Annotated in this window: 17 protein-coding genes; all 17 read right to left on the reverse strand. The window is 43.4% G+C overall.

Features of this window, described 5'->3' with window-relative positions; all coding sequences use genetic code 11:
* Positions 1-142: 142 nt before the first annotated feature.
* Complete coding sequence (trpA, locus tag LI126_RS02190) at positions 143-913, reverse strand: tryptophan synthase subunit alpha (protein WP_227164743.1); 771 nt, start codon at positions 911-913, stop codon at positions 143-145.
* Positions 906-2,090 carry a tryptophan synthase subunit beta gene (gene trpB, locus LI126_RS02195; protein ID WP_015528114.1) on the reverse strand — a complete coding sequence of 395 codons (1,185 nt, stop codon included), beginning with the start codon at positions 2,088-2,090 and terminating at the stop codon, positions 906-908. Before trpB ends, trpA begins: the two co-directional genes overlap by 8 nt.
* Before the next feature lie 25 nt (positions 2,091-2,115).
* A complete protein-coding gene (locus tag LI126_RS02200) occupies positions 2,116-2,811 on the reverse strand; it encodes a phosphoribosylanthranilate isomerase (protein WP_055173388.1) in 696 nt (231 codons plus the stop codon).
* 13 nt (positions 2,812-2,824) lie between these two features.
* Entirely contained in the window at positions 2,825-3,634 is an 810-nt protein-coding gene (gene trpC, locus LI126_RS02205; protein WP_055173386.1) for an indole-3-glycerol phosphate synthase TrpC, read from the reverse strand.
* Positions 3,635-3,704: 70 nt separating this feature from the next.
* Positions 3,705-4,715, reverse strand: coding sequence for an anthranilate phosphoribosyltransferase (trpD, locus tag LI126_RS02210; RefSeq protein WP_055173384.1), 1,011 nt, complete (start codon positions 4,713-4,715; stop codon positions 3,705-3,707).
* 3 nt (positions 4,716-4,718) lie between these two features.
* Entirely contained in the window at positions 4,719-5,345 is a 627-nt protein-coding gene (locus LI126_RS02215; RefSeq protein WP_227164744.1) for an anthranilate synthase component II, read from the reverse strand.
* Entirely contained in the window at positions 5,342-6,871 is a 1,530-nt protein-coding gene (trpE, locus tag LI126_RS02220) for an anthranilate synthase component I (protein ID WP_227164745.1), read from the reverse strand. Before trpE ends, LI126_RS02215 begins: the two co-directional genes overlap by 4 nt.
* Before the next feature lie 468 nt (positions 6,872-7,339).
* Complete coding sequence (locus LI126_RS02225; protein WP_331469851.1) at positions 7,340-10,555, reverse strand: penicillin-binding Tp47 domain C-containing protein; 3,216 nt, start codon at positions 10,553-10,555, stop codon at positions 7,340-7,342.
* 36 nt (positions 10,556-10,591) lie between these two features.
* Complete coding sequence (locus LI126_RS02230; protein WP_227164746.1) at positions 10,592-10,954, reverse strand: hypothetical protein; 363 nt, start codon at positions 10,952-10,954, stop codon at positions 10,592-10,594.
* A 126-nt stretch (positions 10,955-11,080) separates the two neighbouring features.
* Positions 11,081-11,587 (reverse strand): Gx transporter family protein, encoded by a 507-nt coding sequence (locus tag LI126_RS02235; protein ID WP_227164747.1) that lies wholly within the window; start codon positions 11,585-11,587, stop codon positions 11,081-11,083.
* Between the two features lie 29 nt (positions 11,588-11,616).
* A complete protein-coding gene (locus tag LI126_RS02240) occupies positions 11,617-12,039 on the reverse strand; it encodes a NusG domain II-containing protein (RefSeq protein WP_227164748.1) in 423 nt (140 codons plus the stop codon).
* Between the two features lie 3 nt (positions 12,040-12,042).
* Entirely contained in the window at positions 12,043-12,915 is an 873-nt protein-coding gene (locus LI126_RS02245; protein WP_227164749.1) for a 4Fe-4S binding protein, read from the reverse strand.
* Between the two features lies 1 nt (position 12,916).
* Positions 12,917-13,372: an FMN-binding protein gene (locus tag LI126_RS02250; protein WP_227164750.1), complete on the reverse strand. Its 456-nt coding sequence runs from the start codon at positions 13,370-13,372 to the stop codon at positions 12,917-12,919.
* 1 nt (position 13,373) lies between these two features.
* Positions 13,374-15,155, reverse strand: coding sequence for an FMN-binding protein (locus tag LI126_RS02255; protein WP_227164751.1), 1,782 nt, complete (start codon positions 15,153-15,155; stop codon positions 13,374-13,376).
* Positions 15,156-15,191: 36 nt separating this feature from the next.
* Entirely contained in the window at positions 15,192-16,265 is a 1,074-nt protein-coding gene (locus tag LI126_RS02260) for an FAD:protein FMN transferase (protein ID WP_227164752.1), read from the reverse strand.
* A 381-nt stretch (positions 16,266-16,646) separates the two neighbouring features.
* The gene (locus LI126_RS02265) at positions 16,647-18,230 is read right to left on the reverse strand and encodes an ABC1 kinase family protein (RefSeq protein WP_227164753.1); all 1,584 of its coding nucleotides are present in this window, start codon (positions 18,228-18,230) and stop codon (positions 16,647-16,649) included.
* Positions 18,231-18,367: 137 nt separating this feature from the next.
* The gene (locus tag LI126_RS02270) at positions 18,368-18,769 is read right to left on the reverse strand and encodes a hypothetical protein (protein WP_020436683.1); all 402 of its coding nucleotides are present in this window, start codon (positions 18,767-18,769) and stop codon (positions 18,368-18,370) included.
* Positions 18,770-18,825: the final 56 nt, after the last annotated feature.

Genomic DNA, 18,825 nt, shown 5'->3' on the forward strand with positions numbered 1-18,825 from the left:
CGTATTCTCCTTTCGGATTCGTATCATAGATCAAGCAACAAATCTAATTTCTATGATACCACATCTGATTCCTTATCAAAAGAGGTATTTTCCTATTATTATCAAAAGAATACTCGGATTTCGAATCGCATATCCTTTTCACTTATTTACAAGCTTCAACCATACTCTTTACATATTCTGCAACATACGGCGCGCAGTCTTTTCCGTATTTCTCACACAACTTAACGATTGCACTTCCAACGATCGCACCGTCTGCGCTCTGACACATCTTCGCCGCCTGCTCTGGAGTGGAGATTCCGAATCCAACCGCACATGGAATATCATTTTCCTCTTTTACAAGCTTCACCATTGCTCCGATATCCGTCGTGATCGAGGATCTTGTTCCTGTTACACCAAGTGAAGAAACACAATATACGAATCCCGATGCTTCTTTTGCAATCATCCGGATTCGGTCATGAGAAGTCGGTGCAATCAATGAGATCAGATCGATTCCGTACTTTTTGCACACGATGTCAAATTCTTCTTTCTCTTCAAATGGAACATCCGGAAGAATCAGACCATCCATTCCGACATTTTTCGCTTTCTCAAGAAATCTTTCTGTTCCGTAAGAGAACACAACATTTGCATATGTCATAAAAACAAGTGGAATCTTTGTATTCTGACGGATTTCTTTTACCATATCGAAGATCTTATCTGTGGTCACGCCTCCTGTCAACGCACGCAGATTTGCTCCCTGTATAACCGGTCCTTCTGCTGTCGGATCGGAAAATGGGATTCCAAGCTCGATCAACGCCGCCCCTGCTTTCTCCATCTCATAGACGATCTGTTTTGTTGTCTCAAGATCCGGGTCACCACATGTGACAAATGGTATAAATGCTTTCTTCCCTTTAAATGCTTCCTGTATTCTACTCATGAAGATCCTCCCCTCTGTAACGTGCGATTGCTGCACAGTCCTTATCTCCGCGTCCTGAAATATTAATTACAATAATCTGGTCTTTTCCCATTGTCGGCGCAAGCTTTCTTGCATATGCAACTGCATGTGCACTCTCGATCGCCGGAATGATTCCTTCTAATTTAGAAAGGTACTCAAATGCATCGACTGCCTCATCATCTGTGATTGCTACATATTCTGCTCTTCCCTTATCATAAAGGTCTGCATGCTCCGGTCCGATTCCCGGATAATCCAGTCCGGCTGAGATTGAGTAAACCGGCGCAATCTGTCCGTACTCATCCTGACAGAAATAAGATTTCATTCCGTGGAAGATTCCAAGCTTACCGGTCGCGATCGTTGCAGCTGTCTCTGCTGTATTCACGCCGCGTCCTGCCGCCTCGCATCCGATCAGGCGCACGCCTTCATCTTCAATGAAATTATAAAATGCACCGATCGCATTGGATCCTCCGCCGACACAGGCAAGCACTGCATCCGGGAGTTTTCCTTCTTTTTCAAGGATCTGCTCCTTGATCTCTTTAGATATAACTGCCTGAAAATCACGCACGATCTGCGGAAATGGATGCGGTCCCATACAGGATCCGAGTACATAATGTGTGTCATCAATTCTTCTTGTCCACTCACGCATCGTCTCCGAAACAGCATCTTTTAAAGTACCAGTTCCACTTGTAACCGCGTGTACCTGTGCTCCGAGAAGACGCATTCTGTATACATTTAATGCCTGACGCTCTGTATCTTCTTTTCCCATGAAAACTTCACATTCCATTCCCATCAGAGCCGCTGCTGTCGCTGTTGCAACCCCATGCTGTCCTGCACCGGTCTCAGCGATCACTCTTGTCTTTCCCATCTTCTTCGCAAGAAGAACCTGACCTAACACATTGTTGATCTTATGGGCACCTGTGTGATTGAGATCTTCTCGTTTCAGATAAATTTTCGCCCCGCCAAGATCTTCTGTCATACGTGCTGCATAGTATAAAAGAGACGGTCTGCCTGCATATTCATTTAATAATGTATTCAGTTCGTCATTAAATTCTTTGTCATTTTTATAGTAGTTGTACGCCTTTTCCAATTCGATCACTGCATTCATCAGTGTCTCCGGAATGTACTGTCCACCATGGATTCCGTATCTTCCTTTTGTCATGGTTGTCTCTCCTTCTTTCTTGTTTCTATTGTTTTGGTAAATTTATTCGTTCACTTGTATACTCTTTTGTTTTCAAAAAATGTTTACTGCTTTCAAAATTTCTCACAGTTTTCACAGCTTGAAGAATTTTCTCACGATCTTTCTTTCCATCTGTCTCCACTGCACTGCTCAGGTCAATTCCCCAAGGGTGTATTCGCTGTATTGCCTCCGGTATGTTCTCCGGATTCAGTCCTCCTGCGAGGAAATACGGCCGCTTTGTCCAGCCTTCCAAAAGACTCCAATCAAATGTCTCGCCGGTTCCGCCTTTTCCATGATCGAGAAGAATCAGATCTGCACTGCTCGCTGCCGCCGCATCAAGATCTTTTTTCTCCTGAATCGAAAATGCTTTCATCACCGGATGGTCTGTCAGACTTTTCAACTTCTTTATATATGCCTCATCTTCCTGCCCGTGAAGCTGAGCGATCTGAATGGTTCCTTCATTTAATAATTGTGCGACCTCGCCGCAGTCTTTATTGACAAATACTCCGACCGGGCAAATCTGCGATTCAAGATTTTGAACCAGTTCACGAACTTTCGAAATGGATACATTTCTCCAGCTCTTCGGAACATCTATAATAAATCCACAATAATCCGGTTTTACCTCATTTATATTGGTAATATCTTCCGGGCGGCTTAATCCGCAGATCTTAATCTTGGGCATGTTCATTTTTTCTTGTCTCATACTATATCTTCCGCTAATTCATATCTAGCTGCCTTCCTGTCTGCTGCTTCAACTCCATCAATGCCGCTTTCCGATCAGATTTTCTCATCAGAAGTTCTCCGATCAGTACCGCATCGGTTCCATTTTCATAAAGTGCTTTCATATCTTCCACTCCGCGGATACCGCTCTCAGATACGAAAACTGTTTCCGAACTGACCATTTCTCTTAGCCGAATGCTATTCTTGATATCCACTGTGAAATCTTTCAGATTCCGGTTATTTACACCGATAATCTTTGCACCGATCTTCTGTGCTCTTAAGATTTCTTCTTCGTTATGTGTTTCTACCAAAGCAGATAATCCGAGTTCGTCTGCCAGCTGATGATACGCTTTTAACCTGCCATCTTCTAATACCGAACAGATCAGAAGTACTGCCGAGGCTCCCATTGCTTTTGCCTGATAGATCATATATTCATCACAGGTGAAATCTTTTCTGAGCACCGGAATGGATACATTTTGCACGATTTCTTTCAGATACGCATCACTGCCCCGGAACCAAAACGGTTCTGTCAGACAGGAGATTGCTGCCGCGCCGCCTGCTTCATAGTCTCTGGCGATCTCAACATATGGAAAATCCGGTGCGATTAATCCTTTGGAAGGAGAAGCTTTCTTTGCCTCGCAGATAAAGGATAATCCGTCTGCCCGAAGTGCCTGTTCGAATGCAGGGATTTGATCTTTAATTCCTTTTTCTTCCGCCTGTCTTCGAACCTCTTCTAATGGAACTATTTTCTTTTCTTCTTCGATCCGCTCTTTCGTGTGCTCGGTAATTTTCTCGAGTATATTCATACTATTTGTTCCTCTTTTTCTTTCAAGTTGCTTCTTCCATTCTCCCCTGCATAGCCGGGGATCAGACTTTTTATTTATTACTTTCTTCTTTAAACTGCTCCAGCTTCTTCAGTGCAAGTCCTTCGTCAATGATCTGTTCCGCTTTTCTTACACCTGCTTCGATTGAATCTGCTTTTCCTGCAAGATAGATTGCTGCTCCTGCATTCAGGCAAACTGCATTTCTCTTTGCTCCCTGCTCTTTTCCTGAAATGATATCCAATGTGATCTGTGCGTTTTCCTGAGGTGTTCCTCCTGTCAGTGCGCCTTTTTCGCATCTCTCATAACCAAACTGCTCCGGTGTGATCTCATAGCTTGTAAATGTTCCGTCTTTAATCTCACAGACTGTAGTCGGTGCACACATGGAAATCTCATCTAACTTATCCTGTCCGTAAACGACTATTCCGCGGACGACTCCGAGATTCGCCATGACTCTTGCAAGTGGCTCTACAAGGCTTTCATCATAAACTCCCATCAGTTCCATGTTCGCTCCTGCCGGATTGGACAATGGCCCGAGAATATTGAATACCGTGCGGATACCGAGTTCTTTACGAATCGGTCCGACGTATTTCATTGCAATATGATAATTCTGTGCAAATAAGAAACAGATCTGAATGTCTTTGAGAAGCTGTGTGCTGCGCTCCGGTGCGACATCGATCTTCACTCCAAGTGCTTCAAGTACATCTGCCGCACCGGACTTAGAAGATGCTGCACGGTTACCATGCTTTGCGACCGGGATTCCCGCTGCCGCAATCACAAGTGAAGATGTTGTTGAAATGTTAAATGAATTTGCTCCGTCTCCCCCTGTTCCTACGATTTCCAGCACATCCATGTCATGCAAAAGCTTGATACAGTGTGCACGCATTCCCGCTGCTGATGCTGTGATCTCATCGATTGTCTCACCTTTCATGGAAAGTGCTGTCAGATATGCTGACTTCTGAACATCCGATGCCTTTCCTTCCATAATCTCATTCATTACTTCTTCTGCTTCTGTATAGGTGAGATTTTCTTTCTTTGATAATTTTATAATTGCTTCTTTAATCATTTCTTAATTCTCCTTCAATGCTTTTGCATAGTTAATAAAGTTCTCTATCATCTGAAGTCCCTGCGGTGTCATCACGGATTCCGGATGAAACTGTAACCCAAAGATCGGATATTCTTTGTGTTCCATCGCCATGATCTCGTTGTCCTCGCTTCGCGCTGTCACAATCAGTTCTTCCGGTAGTGTCTCTTCCTTAACTGCGAGTGAATGATATCTTGCCACCTGGATTGGAAGTGTCAGATTCTGAAAGAGGACACTGTCTGTCTTTACGTCTTTCAGCTGTGATGTCTTCCCATGCATCAGCTGTCCGGCGTGACTTACCGTTGCTCCGAACGCTTCTGCCATTGCCTGATGTCCGAGACAAACACCGAGCATCGGGATCTTTCCTTTCAGCTTCTGAATTGCTTCGATACAGATTCCAGCTTCAGAAGGTTTTCCCGGCCCCGGTGAGATTACCAGCGCCTCGGGCGCAAGTTCCAGAATCTCTTCCGGTGTGATTTGATCATTTCGTATTACTTTCACTTCTGAATCAATCTGATCTTTTTGCATGTCACCTCTTTTTGATTCTACTCCTGCGATAAACTGATATAGGTTATAGGTAAAGCTGTCATAATTGTCAAGTAATAGTATCATTCCAATCCTCCTTTCGCAGTTTCCACTGCCTGAAGCACTGCCCCTGCCTTATTTAAACACTCCTGGAATTCATTTTCCGGGATACTGTCTGCTACGATTCCGGCTCCTGACTGTACGCGAATGTATCCATTTTTCTTATAAGCAAGACGGATGGAAATGCATGTATCTACATTTCCTGCAAAATCGAGATAGCCGACTGCCCCTCCGTAGATGCCTCTTTTCTCCTGTTCAAGTTCTGCGATAATCTCACATGCGCGGATCTTCGGTGCTCCGGAAAGCGTTCCTGCCGGGAGAATCGCATCGACTACATCCAGCGCATCTTTGTCTTCCCGAATTTTCCCTGTCACGGTGGAACCGATATGCATTACATGGGAATATCTCTGGATTTCCATATATTTATCAACTTTAACTGTTCCCGGCTGGCCGATCTTGCCGACATCATTTCGCCCAAGATCTACAAGCATGTTGTGCTCTGCAAGCTCTTTCTCGTCTGTAAGTAGCTCTTTCTCCAATTCCTGATCTTCCTCTTCGGTCACTCCTCGCTTCCTTGTACCAGCAAGAGGAAAAGTGCACACCTGTCCGTTTTCTAACTTCGCCAGCGTCTCCGGTGAAGCCCCTGCCACTTCAATATCATCACTTGAAAAGTAGAACATATACGGAGATGGATTCGAGGTTCGAAGCACCCGGTAGGTATCAAAAAGACTTCCTTTTGCCTTCGCTGTCAGCGGATTGGATAACACGACCTGGAAAATATCACCTTCATAAATGTATTCCTTAGCTTTCTCAACCATCTTGCAATAATCTTCTTTATCCACTCCCGGATGGAACGCTTCTTCTAAAACCAGTGGTCGGAAATCTGCCTGCGCCCCGCTTCGGATCAATCGTTCCATCTCTTCTAATTCCTGCTTCGCGTTCGCATAATTTTCTTCCAGATCACCTTCCAGCTTCACGCCTGTAATCAGGATCAGCTTCTGTCTGTAATTGTCAAATACGATGACACGGTCAAATAACATCAAGTCCGCATCCCGGAAATCTCTTACTGCCGTTTTTGCTGCTGTCTTTCCTGTAGTCTCATTCTTCTCTTCCAGAACCGGCTTCAATGTCGGTTCTGCATATTTGATGTAGTCATAAGAAAAATATCCAACAAGCCCTCCTGTAAATGGCGGAAGTCCAGGAACAACCGGACTTTTATATGCTTCGAGAATCTCTCTTAGAGCCTTTCCCGGATGGTCGGTTAAAACTTCCCGTCTGGTCTTATCCTCATCTTCATGCCCTTCGCTGATGATCAAACGCCCATCGGTACAGGTAATCTCCATCGTCGGTGCATATCCAAGGAAGGAATATCTTCCCCACTGCTGTCTGTCCTCCGCACTTTCCAGCAGATAGCAATGCTTGCTTGCCGCCCGCAGCGTCCGCATCACACTAATCGGCGTAAATGCATCTGCATACAGCTCTTTGCTGATCGGAACTCGCTTGTATCTGCCTTGTTCAGCGTAGGATCTGATTTGTTCTAATGTCTTGTCCATGTGTATTCCTCCTTGAAGTTATGCTGCAAAATGAATTTCTCTTTTATCCCGATAGGAAATATATGTTTATGGTAGAAAAAAAGTCCCTGACAGAATATTCCTATTCTGTCAAGGACGGTAAATCTAAATCTTTTCCGCGGTGCCACCTTGATTCACGGGTACACTCCCATGCGCTCTGTAAGATACTAACATATCTCCGGCAACTGACGTATGCCCACACGTCACAGAGTACTCGGATTCTCAAATCCTTTGACTGTGCCCTCAGCGGTCCATTTGGCAACCTGCATCTCGATCCGGCTCTCAGCTTCCCGGACTCTCTGTGCGCGCATAATTACTTTGATCTCCGCTTCATCGGTTTAAAGCGTTATTCCATTTGCTAGGAGTTTATCACTTTAAAGCGATAGTGTCAATGCACTATTTTAATCTTTTTCGCGAAATTGTTGAAAAATTTTCTCAATTTTCTTGTCTTTATTTTCTTTTTCTCTTCCATGCAAATCCGCCAACTCCTGCTCCGAGTGAGGAGAATGCAAGTCCTAATAAGCCAAGAACATTTGCCGGATCACCTGTCTTTGCGGCTTTTGATCCACTTGTTCCTTTGGAAGCTGATCCATCCGTAGTTGTTCCTGCCTTCTTTGTAACAGTCGGAGTTGCACTTCCATTCTGACTTCCCGCCTGATTTCCATTCTTTACAAGTGCTTTGATTGCTGCATTTAACGCATCTGTTGCTTTATCAACTTTTTCCTGGCTTTCTTTTGCATTTAATGCGCTCTTAGCGTCTGTCAGTGCACTCTGCAATGCCTTCCAGCTGTCAACTGTGTAATCAGCTTCTTTCAGAGCTGCCGCATCACTAATTACTTTCTCAAGGGAAGAAGTATCAACTGCTGCCGGCTCTTCTGTCTTATCGTCGTCTTTCTTATCCTCTTCTGTCTTATCTCCCTCTGCCTTAACAAGTGCTTCAATAGCTGCGTTGAGGTGGCTTACTGCCTCGTCTACAGTTGCCTGAGTTTTTGGATTTTTCAATTCATCTTTTGCTTCCTGAAGTTCCATCTGCATAGATGCCCAGCTTTCCGCTGTGTAATCAGCTTCTTTCAGGGCTTCTGCTTTTGCAATAGCTGCCTCAAGTTCTGTTGTTGTGATTGTTTCATTCTCAGATGCTTTTACAATATTCTCCTCTGTTGCCTGGAATTTGTATGTCACGTCATTGTATCCAAGTGCTGTCAGTGTAATGGTCCAGTATCCTGTTCCATCTGTTCCTTCCGGAAGTGTGCAACGAAGAGAATCTGTCAGTCCAAGCTGGATTCCCATTGCTTTGTGCATCCAGTTATCTGCTGCAAATTTTGTTCCATAAGTAGCTTTTGCATTTGTATATGTGCTGTCATCTCCATAGTAAGTCCATGTAACAGTCTGGAGATTTGATCCAAGATCACCATAGTTTCCTGTCAGATCAACTCTTAAGAATTCTCCATAAGATCCGCTTGCTTCTTTTACTGTCAGCCCTGCTTCCTCTGCTGTTGGTGCTGTCTTGAGTGCCTGATCTTTGATTCCGGACTCTGATCCATTATTCACTCTTGCAGAGAAACTGAAAGATCCATCCTCATTCTTTGTTGCTGTTTTCAGACCGTTTGTATTCTCTGTTACATTGGCAACCAGTCCTGTATAGCTTACCAGATTCTTTTCTGAATATCCTCCCGCAAGTTCACTTCCGTTTTCGATCACACGATAGCTTGCTTTCAATGCATCCAGATCAGATGTTTTTACTTTCACCGGCACATATTTCAGTCCGAGTACATCATACTCTGTCATCTTTGTTGTTGCACCGGATTCTTCTGTGATCTCTCCTCTGTTAAATGTAATCTTGCTTCCGTCTGTCAGAACTGCAGTAGTTCCATCTGTCCAGTACTCTACTGCATACTCTTTTCCATTTTCCGCCTTGATTACTGCGTTGCACTGGAAAGAACCTCTGTGAAGTCCATGATTTACTGTAGCTCTTGTTACAGTATCGAATGCACCCTTGTCAGACTCTCCTTTTGAATCCTTTGCATCTGAAGAAGATGTATTTCCTGCTGCCTGCACATTTTCAGCAGCCCAGTACTCTGCCCAGCTAAGTCCTACATATGCGTAAGTATACTCACTCTCCTGTGATAAAGTATAAGTGAATTCGTAATCCTTTGCATAGCCTGTTGCCTTTACTGAGATCTTAAATCCATGTCCATTTTCTGCATCCTTAAATGGAGCCGCAGTCGTATCAATTGTTCCATCTTCTTTAATGATCTTCACTGCACGTTTTCCGGTTGCCGCATACTCTGTTCCGTCAACTGTTACGGATTCGATATTCTTTACATAAGAAGTTACATCCTCTGCTGCATATCCTTCTGCTGCTACAAGTGCTGCACTTTCGCTGTTAAATACAACCGGTACAGCTTCTGTTGTCAATTCAAAATCTGTCGTAAGATCCGCATATTTTCCAGATTTATCAGATACTTTCAGAGTATATTTGCCTATCTCAGCGCCTTTTGTCTTATAGGTAAGTACCCCGTCTTTTACCTGAACATCATCAAGACCTTCAACTGTATATTCTGCCTGATAATCACCAGGAAGTCCTTCTACAGTTACATTTACTTTTCCACTTTCAACATCTGCATTCTCTGCTGCGACATTCCCATTGAATTTAACCGGCACATACTGATCTGCATCAATCTCATAGATTCCATTATCTGTGTAATATGTGATTTTATTGATTGTCTGCCCCATCATCTTTTCATAATCTTTTGAGTCCAGTGTGTTTCCATGAGATGTTGTCACAAATCCTGTACTCCATGCCAGTTTTGTCTTTTTCCAGATATTTTCAAGATGACGAAGTCCGTAGTTGTCTCCTTCTTTTGTGCTGATCACAACTCCATATATTGTATTAACTGTTTCTGGGAGTCCATTTACATCTAATTCATAATCTCCATACTTTGTGTCTGTTGTGAAATCAATTGATGCATCACTCAACTTCTGTGCAGTTGCACCTTTCACTTCACTAAAGCTGAGTGAACCATCTGCATTTACTGTTGCTTCTTTATAATAGGAAGGAGTCTCACTTAAAATATAGTAAGAATAGCTTGCGCTCTCGAATAACGCATCTTTTCCATTATATTCTGTTGTTGTCTCCTTTCCTTTCATATTTACTGTAATGGAAAGCTTGCTGTCATCTGTAATCTGTGTATAGTTTTTCAGCACAGATGCGTCGCTAATCTTGACCGGATATGTAATACCTGTAATATCTGTTCCATCGCTATTCACATGATAAGATCCAGCTACAAGTGTTGATCTTGTTTTCGCTTTTGTAGCGGAGGATACACTGTCTGCTCCTGCTACCTGATCAGCTGCATAAAATTCAGAATATGGGATATTCATCAACACATAAGTTTCTTTCGCAACTTCTGCCTTTTTCAATGCCTTCACTGCTGTATTTAACTCATCTGCCGCTGTGTCCACTGCACTCTGGGATTCCTTTGCTTTCAGAGCGGCCTTCGCTGCAGTTAATTTTGTCTGCATTACACTCCAGCTGTCTGCTGTGTAATCAGATTCTGTCAGTTTCTCAGCCGCTGCGATTGCTGACTCCAGCTTTGCTGTGTCAATGGTAACTGTCTCCCCAGCTACCGGAGCTGACTGGATTGCTTCAAGTGCAGCTTTTTTAATTGCATCAGAAGTACGTGTTGCACCGGATACTGTATCCTAGCTGTTAATTGTATCTTCTGTAGCGGCCTGGCCTTCAAGCTTTGTTTTAAATCCTTTTGTTTTGGAATATGCTTTATTAAAGTAGGATGCATTTCCTTCGTCATATCCTTCTTTCGGTGTAACTGTGATCTCAGAGAATTTTCCATCCTCTACTTTCAAGCTTACTTCTACATCATATTCTTCCCACTCATCGTCACTGTCATCTTCTGTTCTGGTTACATGAGCCGTCTTTGTATAAGTTCCATCCTTTGCAGTCTGACTTCCTGTTGCCGCAAAGATCGTTGACGGGCAAAGTCCTACTACCATAGACATTGCCACTGCCATGGACATTGCCTTTACTTTCATTTCTTTGTTTTTCATAGAAACCTCCTTTTTAACTAAAATAGTTACATACAGATCCTGCCTGTCGCAGTTCTGCTTTCCTGCTTCCGCATGGAATATATTATCAAGTTAGCTTTTACTAACCTGTAATCAAAAAGTATATATCTATACTGTCCTTACAGCTTCTTTCTTCACAACCGGTAAAATCTTTCCTGCGACAATTCCAATCACGAACCCTGTCACTGTTCCTGCCACAAGAAGAACTGGCAGATAATAAATCAGTTTCAGATTCTCCACCACTGCCATCGCAACAAGAATCTGTCCTATGTTATGAAAGACGCCGCCAGCGATACTGACTCCTACAATGGAAATTCCATCCATCTTCTTTACAAGTACCATGGCAAGAAGGCTGACAACCGCCCCTGCCAGACTGTAAATGATCGACATTCCATTTCCAAAAAGAAATCCTGTCAGAAGTACACGCAGTACCGATACCGCCAGTACCTCCGGAATTTCCAGAAAATAAAGACCTGTTACAGTGACCAGATTAGCCACTCCAAGCTTCATCCCCGGCACTCCAAAATTAATTGGGATCAGGCTTTCCACATAACTAAAAATCATTGCCAGCGCAACAAGCATTGCCATGTTCGCAAGTTTTTTATTTCTATTCATACATTCTCCTTTACAGTCGAACAATTAATTTATTTAGAAATTGTATCCGGTAGATGTTCCTTTTCATTTTGAGAATCATCAAAATTCTCAACTTCTTCTATTTCTACAACCAGCTTATGAGGCAGGCAGACAATTGTCTGTGTCCGGTTATTGATCTTTCCCTGCTCTTCGCAATATCCATCCGGACAGTCAGCCTCTTCCATATACGCTTTTCCATCCTTGATCCGGACACGGTTGTAAAAGTCTCCATCCTGCACTTCAATCACCTGGTCTTCATCCAAAGCATATCTTCCGTAAACTTCTCCATCTACCTTGATCACAACCTGTTTTTCCTGAATTTCTTTTTGCCCGCTTTCCTTTGCCTGTACATACTGCATCAGGTTCATCACAAGAAACAGTACACATGCCGCAAAGAGGATTCCGCCTCCTAAAAACAGATCTTTTTTCTTCATCTATTACACTCCTGCCCAGATCATAATTACAAGTAACAGAATTGCCCGAAGAATCGTAAACCAGAATTCATTTCCCTTCAGACCTTTGATTCCTGTATGGATATGCTTCTTTGGACAGGTATCAATACATTTCTGGCATTGGAAACAATCTCCCTCGACTTTGAGTGATCCGTCTTCCGGGAGTCCGATCCAGGATGGACATTTCTTCGTGCATCCGCTGCAGCCTTTGATGCAATTTTCTCTGTCGCGGTGCAATGCAAAGAACGGAAGCACCGGAAGCAATGAGAATACTGCTCCCATCGGACACAGATTCCGACAGAAAAATCTTTCTTCCAGACACATCCCCACAATAATAAGAAGTAGTAATATCACTCCCGGCAAATATCCCTGCAAATGAAGATTTCCTGCATGCAGCATAGAAAAAACATCCCACGGGCTTGTCCCTTTTGCCTTTCCGTATACTCCCGCAAAACAAAGTACTGCGATTACGGTCAACACCAGATATTTCAAATAGCTTAACTTCTCTGTGATCTTTTCTGAAAGCAGCACCGGCTTTTTCTTTCTCTTCTTAAAACACCAAAGATAAAATGCATGAATTCCATCTCCAAGACTTCCGAATGCACATGCGAATCCACAGAAGAATCTTCCGAAAAGAATCGTATACGCGCAGAGAACTATAAGCACTGTTACAAAAGAGGTCAGCCCGATTGCCTCGCCTTCTCCTATCTGTGTAAAAATGTATTTCACGCCGGCAAATGCCGCTGTATACACAGATGGCAGAAACAGAAAATAGAGAATCTGAATCAAGGCACGAAGCCAAGTATGCAATTTTTTAATTTCTTTTGCTTTTAAATTATGTATATTCAACTTCTTCAAACTACTTTACCGCCTGTTCTAATGCCTGTTCTGCTGCATTTTTAATTCCTGTCGAACTGAACGTTGCGCCGCTGATCGTATCAACTTCTGCACTCTGCGCCTCTATGATCTTTGGAATGATATCTTCCGCCATTGCAAGATATGCACTGTCTTCCTTCTCGGCGGAAGTCACTTCTACCGCTTCGATCTTTCCATCTTTTACAGTAACTTCTACCGCAACCGTTCCGCCAAATCCATCCGCTTCTCCGGTATAGGTTCCATCCTTGTATCCTGCTCCATCTCCTGAATCACTCCCTGACTCAGAATCACTGCCGGCACCAGATGACTGTATCTCCAACTGTGCATTCAGTTTTGCGATTTCCTCATCCTTCGCACGGACATCCAACACTTCATTATATCCGAAAAGGACACCGACGATTGCCAGCAGACTAAACAGTCTTACGATAAACTCTTTCATCCTACTGCGCCTCCGTCTCTTCTGGTCTTAAAGCCATTTCCAGTGCCTTTTTGCATCCGTCAATAATCGCATTCGAAGAACAGGTTGCTCTGGATACCGTATCGATTTCTTCCGGCATTCCTTTGGTAATAATCTGGGAAATGACACCTTTTTTGCTTGAAGTTCCATTTGCCGCCTTCTTGATATAGCTGTCATTTGCTGCATCCCCATCTCCTGACACGTCAGTAATGGATACAATTTTGTCATTTCGTATTGTCACCTTCATAGAAAGCTGATACTCTGTAAAATCTTCATCCTCATCCGGCTTACATGGTACACTCACCTCATAAGTTCCATCGATGTATTTTGTCTTCACTTCTTCCTCTTGATCTGACTTCTTTTTCTCAAGCTGTGCAACTGCAAGGTTCAGGTTCTCCACCGCTTTATCAACAGCCTGCTGTTCCACTGTTTCATTCGCAGCTGTTTCCAACAGCTCTTTTGCATCATTCAGTCGGAGACTCAGAACCGCCCAGCTACTCTGCGTATACTCCTCCATCACAAGTGCTTCTGCTGACTTGACTGCATTTTCCAGTTCCGTTGTATCTGCTTTCTCTTCAATGGATTCTCCATTCGTTACTTTCTCCGCCTGTTTTAAAGCATTCTTGATTGCTCCGAGAAGTCCCTTAGAACTGTAAGTTGCACCAGATACAGTATCTACATCTGTATTCTGATTTTTAAGCACATTTTTCACTACATCCATTGCGCGGTTGAAAAATGCTTCATCATCTGATGTCTCTGTGACTAAAATCGCTTTGATCGTATGCTCCTGGATCACCACAGCTACCGATACATCTCCACTGTATCCTTCCGCTGTTCCATAATAGATTCCTTCTTTGTATGGAACTGTTCCGGTTGTGGATGTACTCTGATCCTGACTGGAAGAACTGTTCGAGCCATTCGTCTCTGAAGAATCCGAAGCTGCTCCATTTCCACTCACTGCTGCCTGACTTAAGGCATCTCGCACCGCCTGGATAATTCCAACTGAACTGTATGTTGCTCCGGACACGGTATCTACATTGGTGCTCTGACTGCTGATGATCGCATTGATCAGTGCAGAGGCTTTGGAAATGTATTCGCTTCCATCTTGATTCTCCATAATCTGGATGTCTGTGATCTTTCCACCACTGATCTCAACCTTTACTTTCAGTGTTCCACCAAATCCAGTCCCTGTTCCGTAATAAGTTCCGTCCTTATATGCTGCCGGGTCTTCCACTGTTGCGACAGAAGTAGAACTTCCTGCTGCCGCGCCGCCACCAGACTGTGACTGTCCTGTTGTTCCGCTGTCTTTTTCTCCTGTCAGTGCATTCTTCACTGCACTGATGATTCCCCGGGAACTATAGGTTGCCCCTGAAACAGTATCGACTTCCAATGTCTGTCCTTCGATGATCTTATCGATCACCGCCTGTGCACGTTTGAAAAATGCTGCATCGTCAGATGAACTCAAAATATCAATTGCTGTGATCTGCCTGTCTTTGATCTGCACAGCAACTGTAATATCTCCTGCGTAACCTGTTCCGGTCCCTTTGTAAACACCATCCGTCAGATCAAAAGAACCTTTTACCGCCTGCGTCTGCTGTTCCTCTACTTTTTCTGTTTTTTCTTTTATAATTTCTGACTGTTCCTGCGCTGCATAAACCGGTGGCTGATATCCACTCAGGGAGCCTGCTACACAGGATGCCACAACCGCTACCGAAAGTACCGGTGCAAATGGCTTCAACTTCTTTCCTGTCTCTTTTAAATCCATTTTTGTCCTCCCATCTCTGCTTTTGTCTTATACTTTCTATCGGATGATCTCAACCGTTCTTTCCGTTGAAAAATCATTTTCCAACCCTTCTGTTACATATAGCGTTCCATCGTCACTCATAAGGATTGCATCAAACTCATCCTTATGTTCTCTCCAAAACTCTGCCGCTTTCTCTTCTCCCATAATAAAAAGTGAAGTAGAAAGTCCATCTGCCAGTGTTCCGTCCGAACTTACAATTGTTACAGAGACAAGTCCGCTTTCTGCCGGGTATCCGGTCTTCGGGTCAATGATGTGATGATACGTCACACCATCCTGTTCAAAATACCTCTCGTATCCTCCCGAAGTGATAACTGCCTTGTCCTGAACGCTCAGAATTCCCAGATAATCCTCTGTATCATCCGGACTCTGCACTGCAATCTTCCATTTCGTTCCATCCGTCTTTGTTCCGAGTGCCTGCACATTTCCGCCAAGATTCACTAATCCACTTGTGATTCCATTGTCTTTGTAAATGTCCATAATTCTGGATGAGGTATATCCTTTTGCAATTCCTCCGAGATCGATTTTCATTCCTTCTACGCCGAAAGATATCTTTCTCGTTTCTTTGTCATAAGAAATGTTTCCCGCATCAGTGAGTGGAAGAAGTTGATCCAATGTCTCCTGTGACGGAACCTGGAAGTTCTGTGTTGGGAATCCCCATGCTTCCATCACCGGATAAATCGCAATATCAAACGCCCCGTCTGTTTCCTGGTAGAGTTCCAATGCACGTTCCGTCAGATAACCTGCATCTTCGGAAAGCTCTGCACTTCCATCTGCGTTCAGTTTTGCGATCTCGCTGTCTTCATCTCCTGTCGATAAAAGTGCGTCCAGACGCTCAATCTCTGCCTGTGCTGCATCAACGGCTGCTTCTGCATTTTCTCCATACGCAGTCACTGTCATATAGGTATCCATTGCAAAAACATCTCTGGATGCTTCTTGAATATCCTCCGACTGGTTCTGTGCACTTTCTGACGATATTTCGGATTTATCTGCTGTCTTCTGTCCGCATCCGACCAACAGGGCCGATGCACAAAGACAGACTGCAAGTAAACATTTTATATTTTTTAATTTCATGTAATCGCTCCAGGTTATACTTTTCTAACTTGTGTTAGTCTAACTAACTCTGTAAGTATACAGGATGTCTATTATCCAGTCAATTGGATTTTTATTATTTGAGAACTTTTCTCATTTATCTGTTTTAAACTTATATATTTTTCTCATGAACAAAGAATGTGCCTCGGCACATTCTTGCGCCTGCGGCGTTGCTAAGCGCCAGTGGCGCTTGTTTAGCAAGGACCGAAGTGGAAACGTAGACCGCTTGCGACACCTACCTTGTACGCCACAGTGCGCATCCTGAGCGGAGCGTTTTTTATATATTAGGAAAGGACTTTCCTAATATATAAAAAAGAGAGACGAAAATTTCATCTCTCTTTTCCTTTGCTTTATATTCTTTTTTTACTTCCTCGAGAAAATATGTTTCACAAATACATAGATCATAATCACCACTGCCATCAGATATCCGAACGCTCCAAGCGCCGGAATCCCCATAAACTTCGGTGTCATATCCGTCGTACAGATAATACTTGAACTGATCAGAAGTGCCATGACCCACAAACCCATAACAATATTCCTTACCAAGCGTCTTAAAAGAAATGCCAGATCCTTTGACACACGCAGATCCAGGTTTACTTTTGACTGCCCTTTCATGAATTCATCCATTAAGTCCGTTGTCATGGATGGAAGGTCAATCATCTTCCGCACAGATTTCAAAAGGCTTCTTCCTGTGTTCTTCAATTCCTTCTTAAAGTTAAAATTGTGAAGAAAACCCGCAGCAAGTCTTGCTCTGGCAATCTCCACCATATTGATATCCGGTGCGATATTGGAAAGTACACCTTCCATATGCGTAAGTCCTCTGGCTAGCATCGTCAGTCCATGTGGCATCATGATCTTATTTTCTTTCATGACTTCCATCAGATCCGTCATGACCTCTGCCACATTAATCTTGCCCATATCGGTACTTCCGTATTTCAAAAGCAATCCTTCAATGTCTTCGTAAAGTTTTCTCTGCTCCGGTCGTTCTTTGAATTCGCCCAGTCCAAGAACCGCCTTTAGGATCAGACCAACATCATTCAGTGCAACGCCTTCGATCGCAAGCGTGATCATCTCACGGTCATGCTCTGTCAGTCGTCCCATCATACCCATATCAATCCAGACAATCTTTCCATCACGGATCTTTACATTTCCGGAATGCGGATCAGCGTGGAAGAAACCATCATCCATTACCTGTTTGATATAGTTATCTACAAGTTTGCTTCCAATTTCTTTCAGGTCATAGCCATCTTCGAGCAGCTTATCCTTCTCATCAATACCGCAACCATCAATATATTCCATCACCAGCACATGAACGGTCGTATACTGCTGATACAGAACCGGTGTCTGAACAAAATTGACATCTTTATTTCTTCTGGCAAATTCTTCGATATTCGATGCTTCGGTCAGGAAATTCATCTCATCTCTTGTCACTGACCAGAGTTCGTCAAGCACAAGATCAAAATCAGCCATTCCTTTCAGACTGATCGGCGGCATCAGCTTGATTGCTTTACGGATAAACTCAATGTCCCGCGCCATCATCTCATAAATGCCTTTTCTCTGAATCTTAACGACAACCTCTTCTCCTGACTTTAAGACTGCTCTATGTACCTGCGCAATTGATGCAGAACCGATTGGCGTCTCTTCGATTGATGAAAAAACTTTCTTCCAGGAGCGTCCGTAAGACTCGTCGATTACAGACACTGCCTCCTCGAAGAGCATCGGTCTTGCATCCGTACATAATTCCATCAATTCATCACAATAGGCCTTTGGAAGAATGTCAGAATGGAGTGCCATGATCTGTCCGATCTTCACAAAAGTCGGACCAAGATCCTCCATGATCAAACGAAGTTTCTTCGGACTAAGTCCACGTGTAATATTATGTTTTCGAAGTACAGAAATAATCTCTCTAAATCTTGAATTATTTGTTCCCTTTTCTTTCTCACTCATATCTGTATTCTCCTGCTGTCTCGGTGACGAGTTCCTCTTTTCTTCAGTATCCCTTGCTGATAGTTCAAAAGTAATAGTCACTTTTTTCTTTCTTGAGAAAGCAGAGAAGCCGCTTTTCGGCAGCTTCTCTAATATTTTTACTCTTCTTTTGTCTCTTCCTCAACAACTTCTGCATCATCTACATTTTCAACATCTTCCGCTGTATCTTCTGCATCTACCTCTTCTGCTTCCGAATCTACGGTTGACTCTTTCGCCTTGATCTGAGCCTTCAGTGCTTCTAACTGCTCCGGTGTCATCTTGTCGAGAAGTTCGCTCAACTCTTCCGGTGTAGTGACTTTGACTTTCACATTCACATTGTTCTTTACTGTCTGCTTCAGATTATGCTTGAGTTCCTCATTCAGAACCTTGCCCTGCTCCACTGTAAGCTCGCCTTTTTTTACCATATCATCAAGAACGTCCTTTGACTTCTCTGCAGTTGTAGCAACCGCTCCGATTCCAGCCAGTATTACCTTCTTTAAGTTGTCTGTTAATTTTTCCATAATGCCTGTCTCCTTCCGTAAATGATCTGTTTCCAGATTCAAAACTATAATTAGAT

The organism is Mediterraneibacter sp. 210702-DFI.5.30 (assembly GCF_020560115.1).
GTDB lineage: Bacteria > Bacillota > Clostridia > Lachnospirales > Lachnospiraceae > Mediterraneibacter > Mediterraneibacter faecis.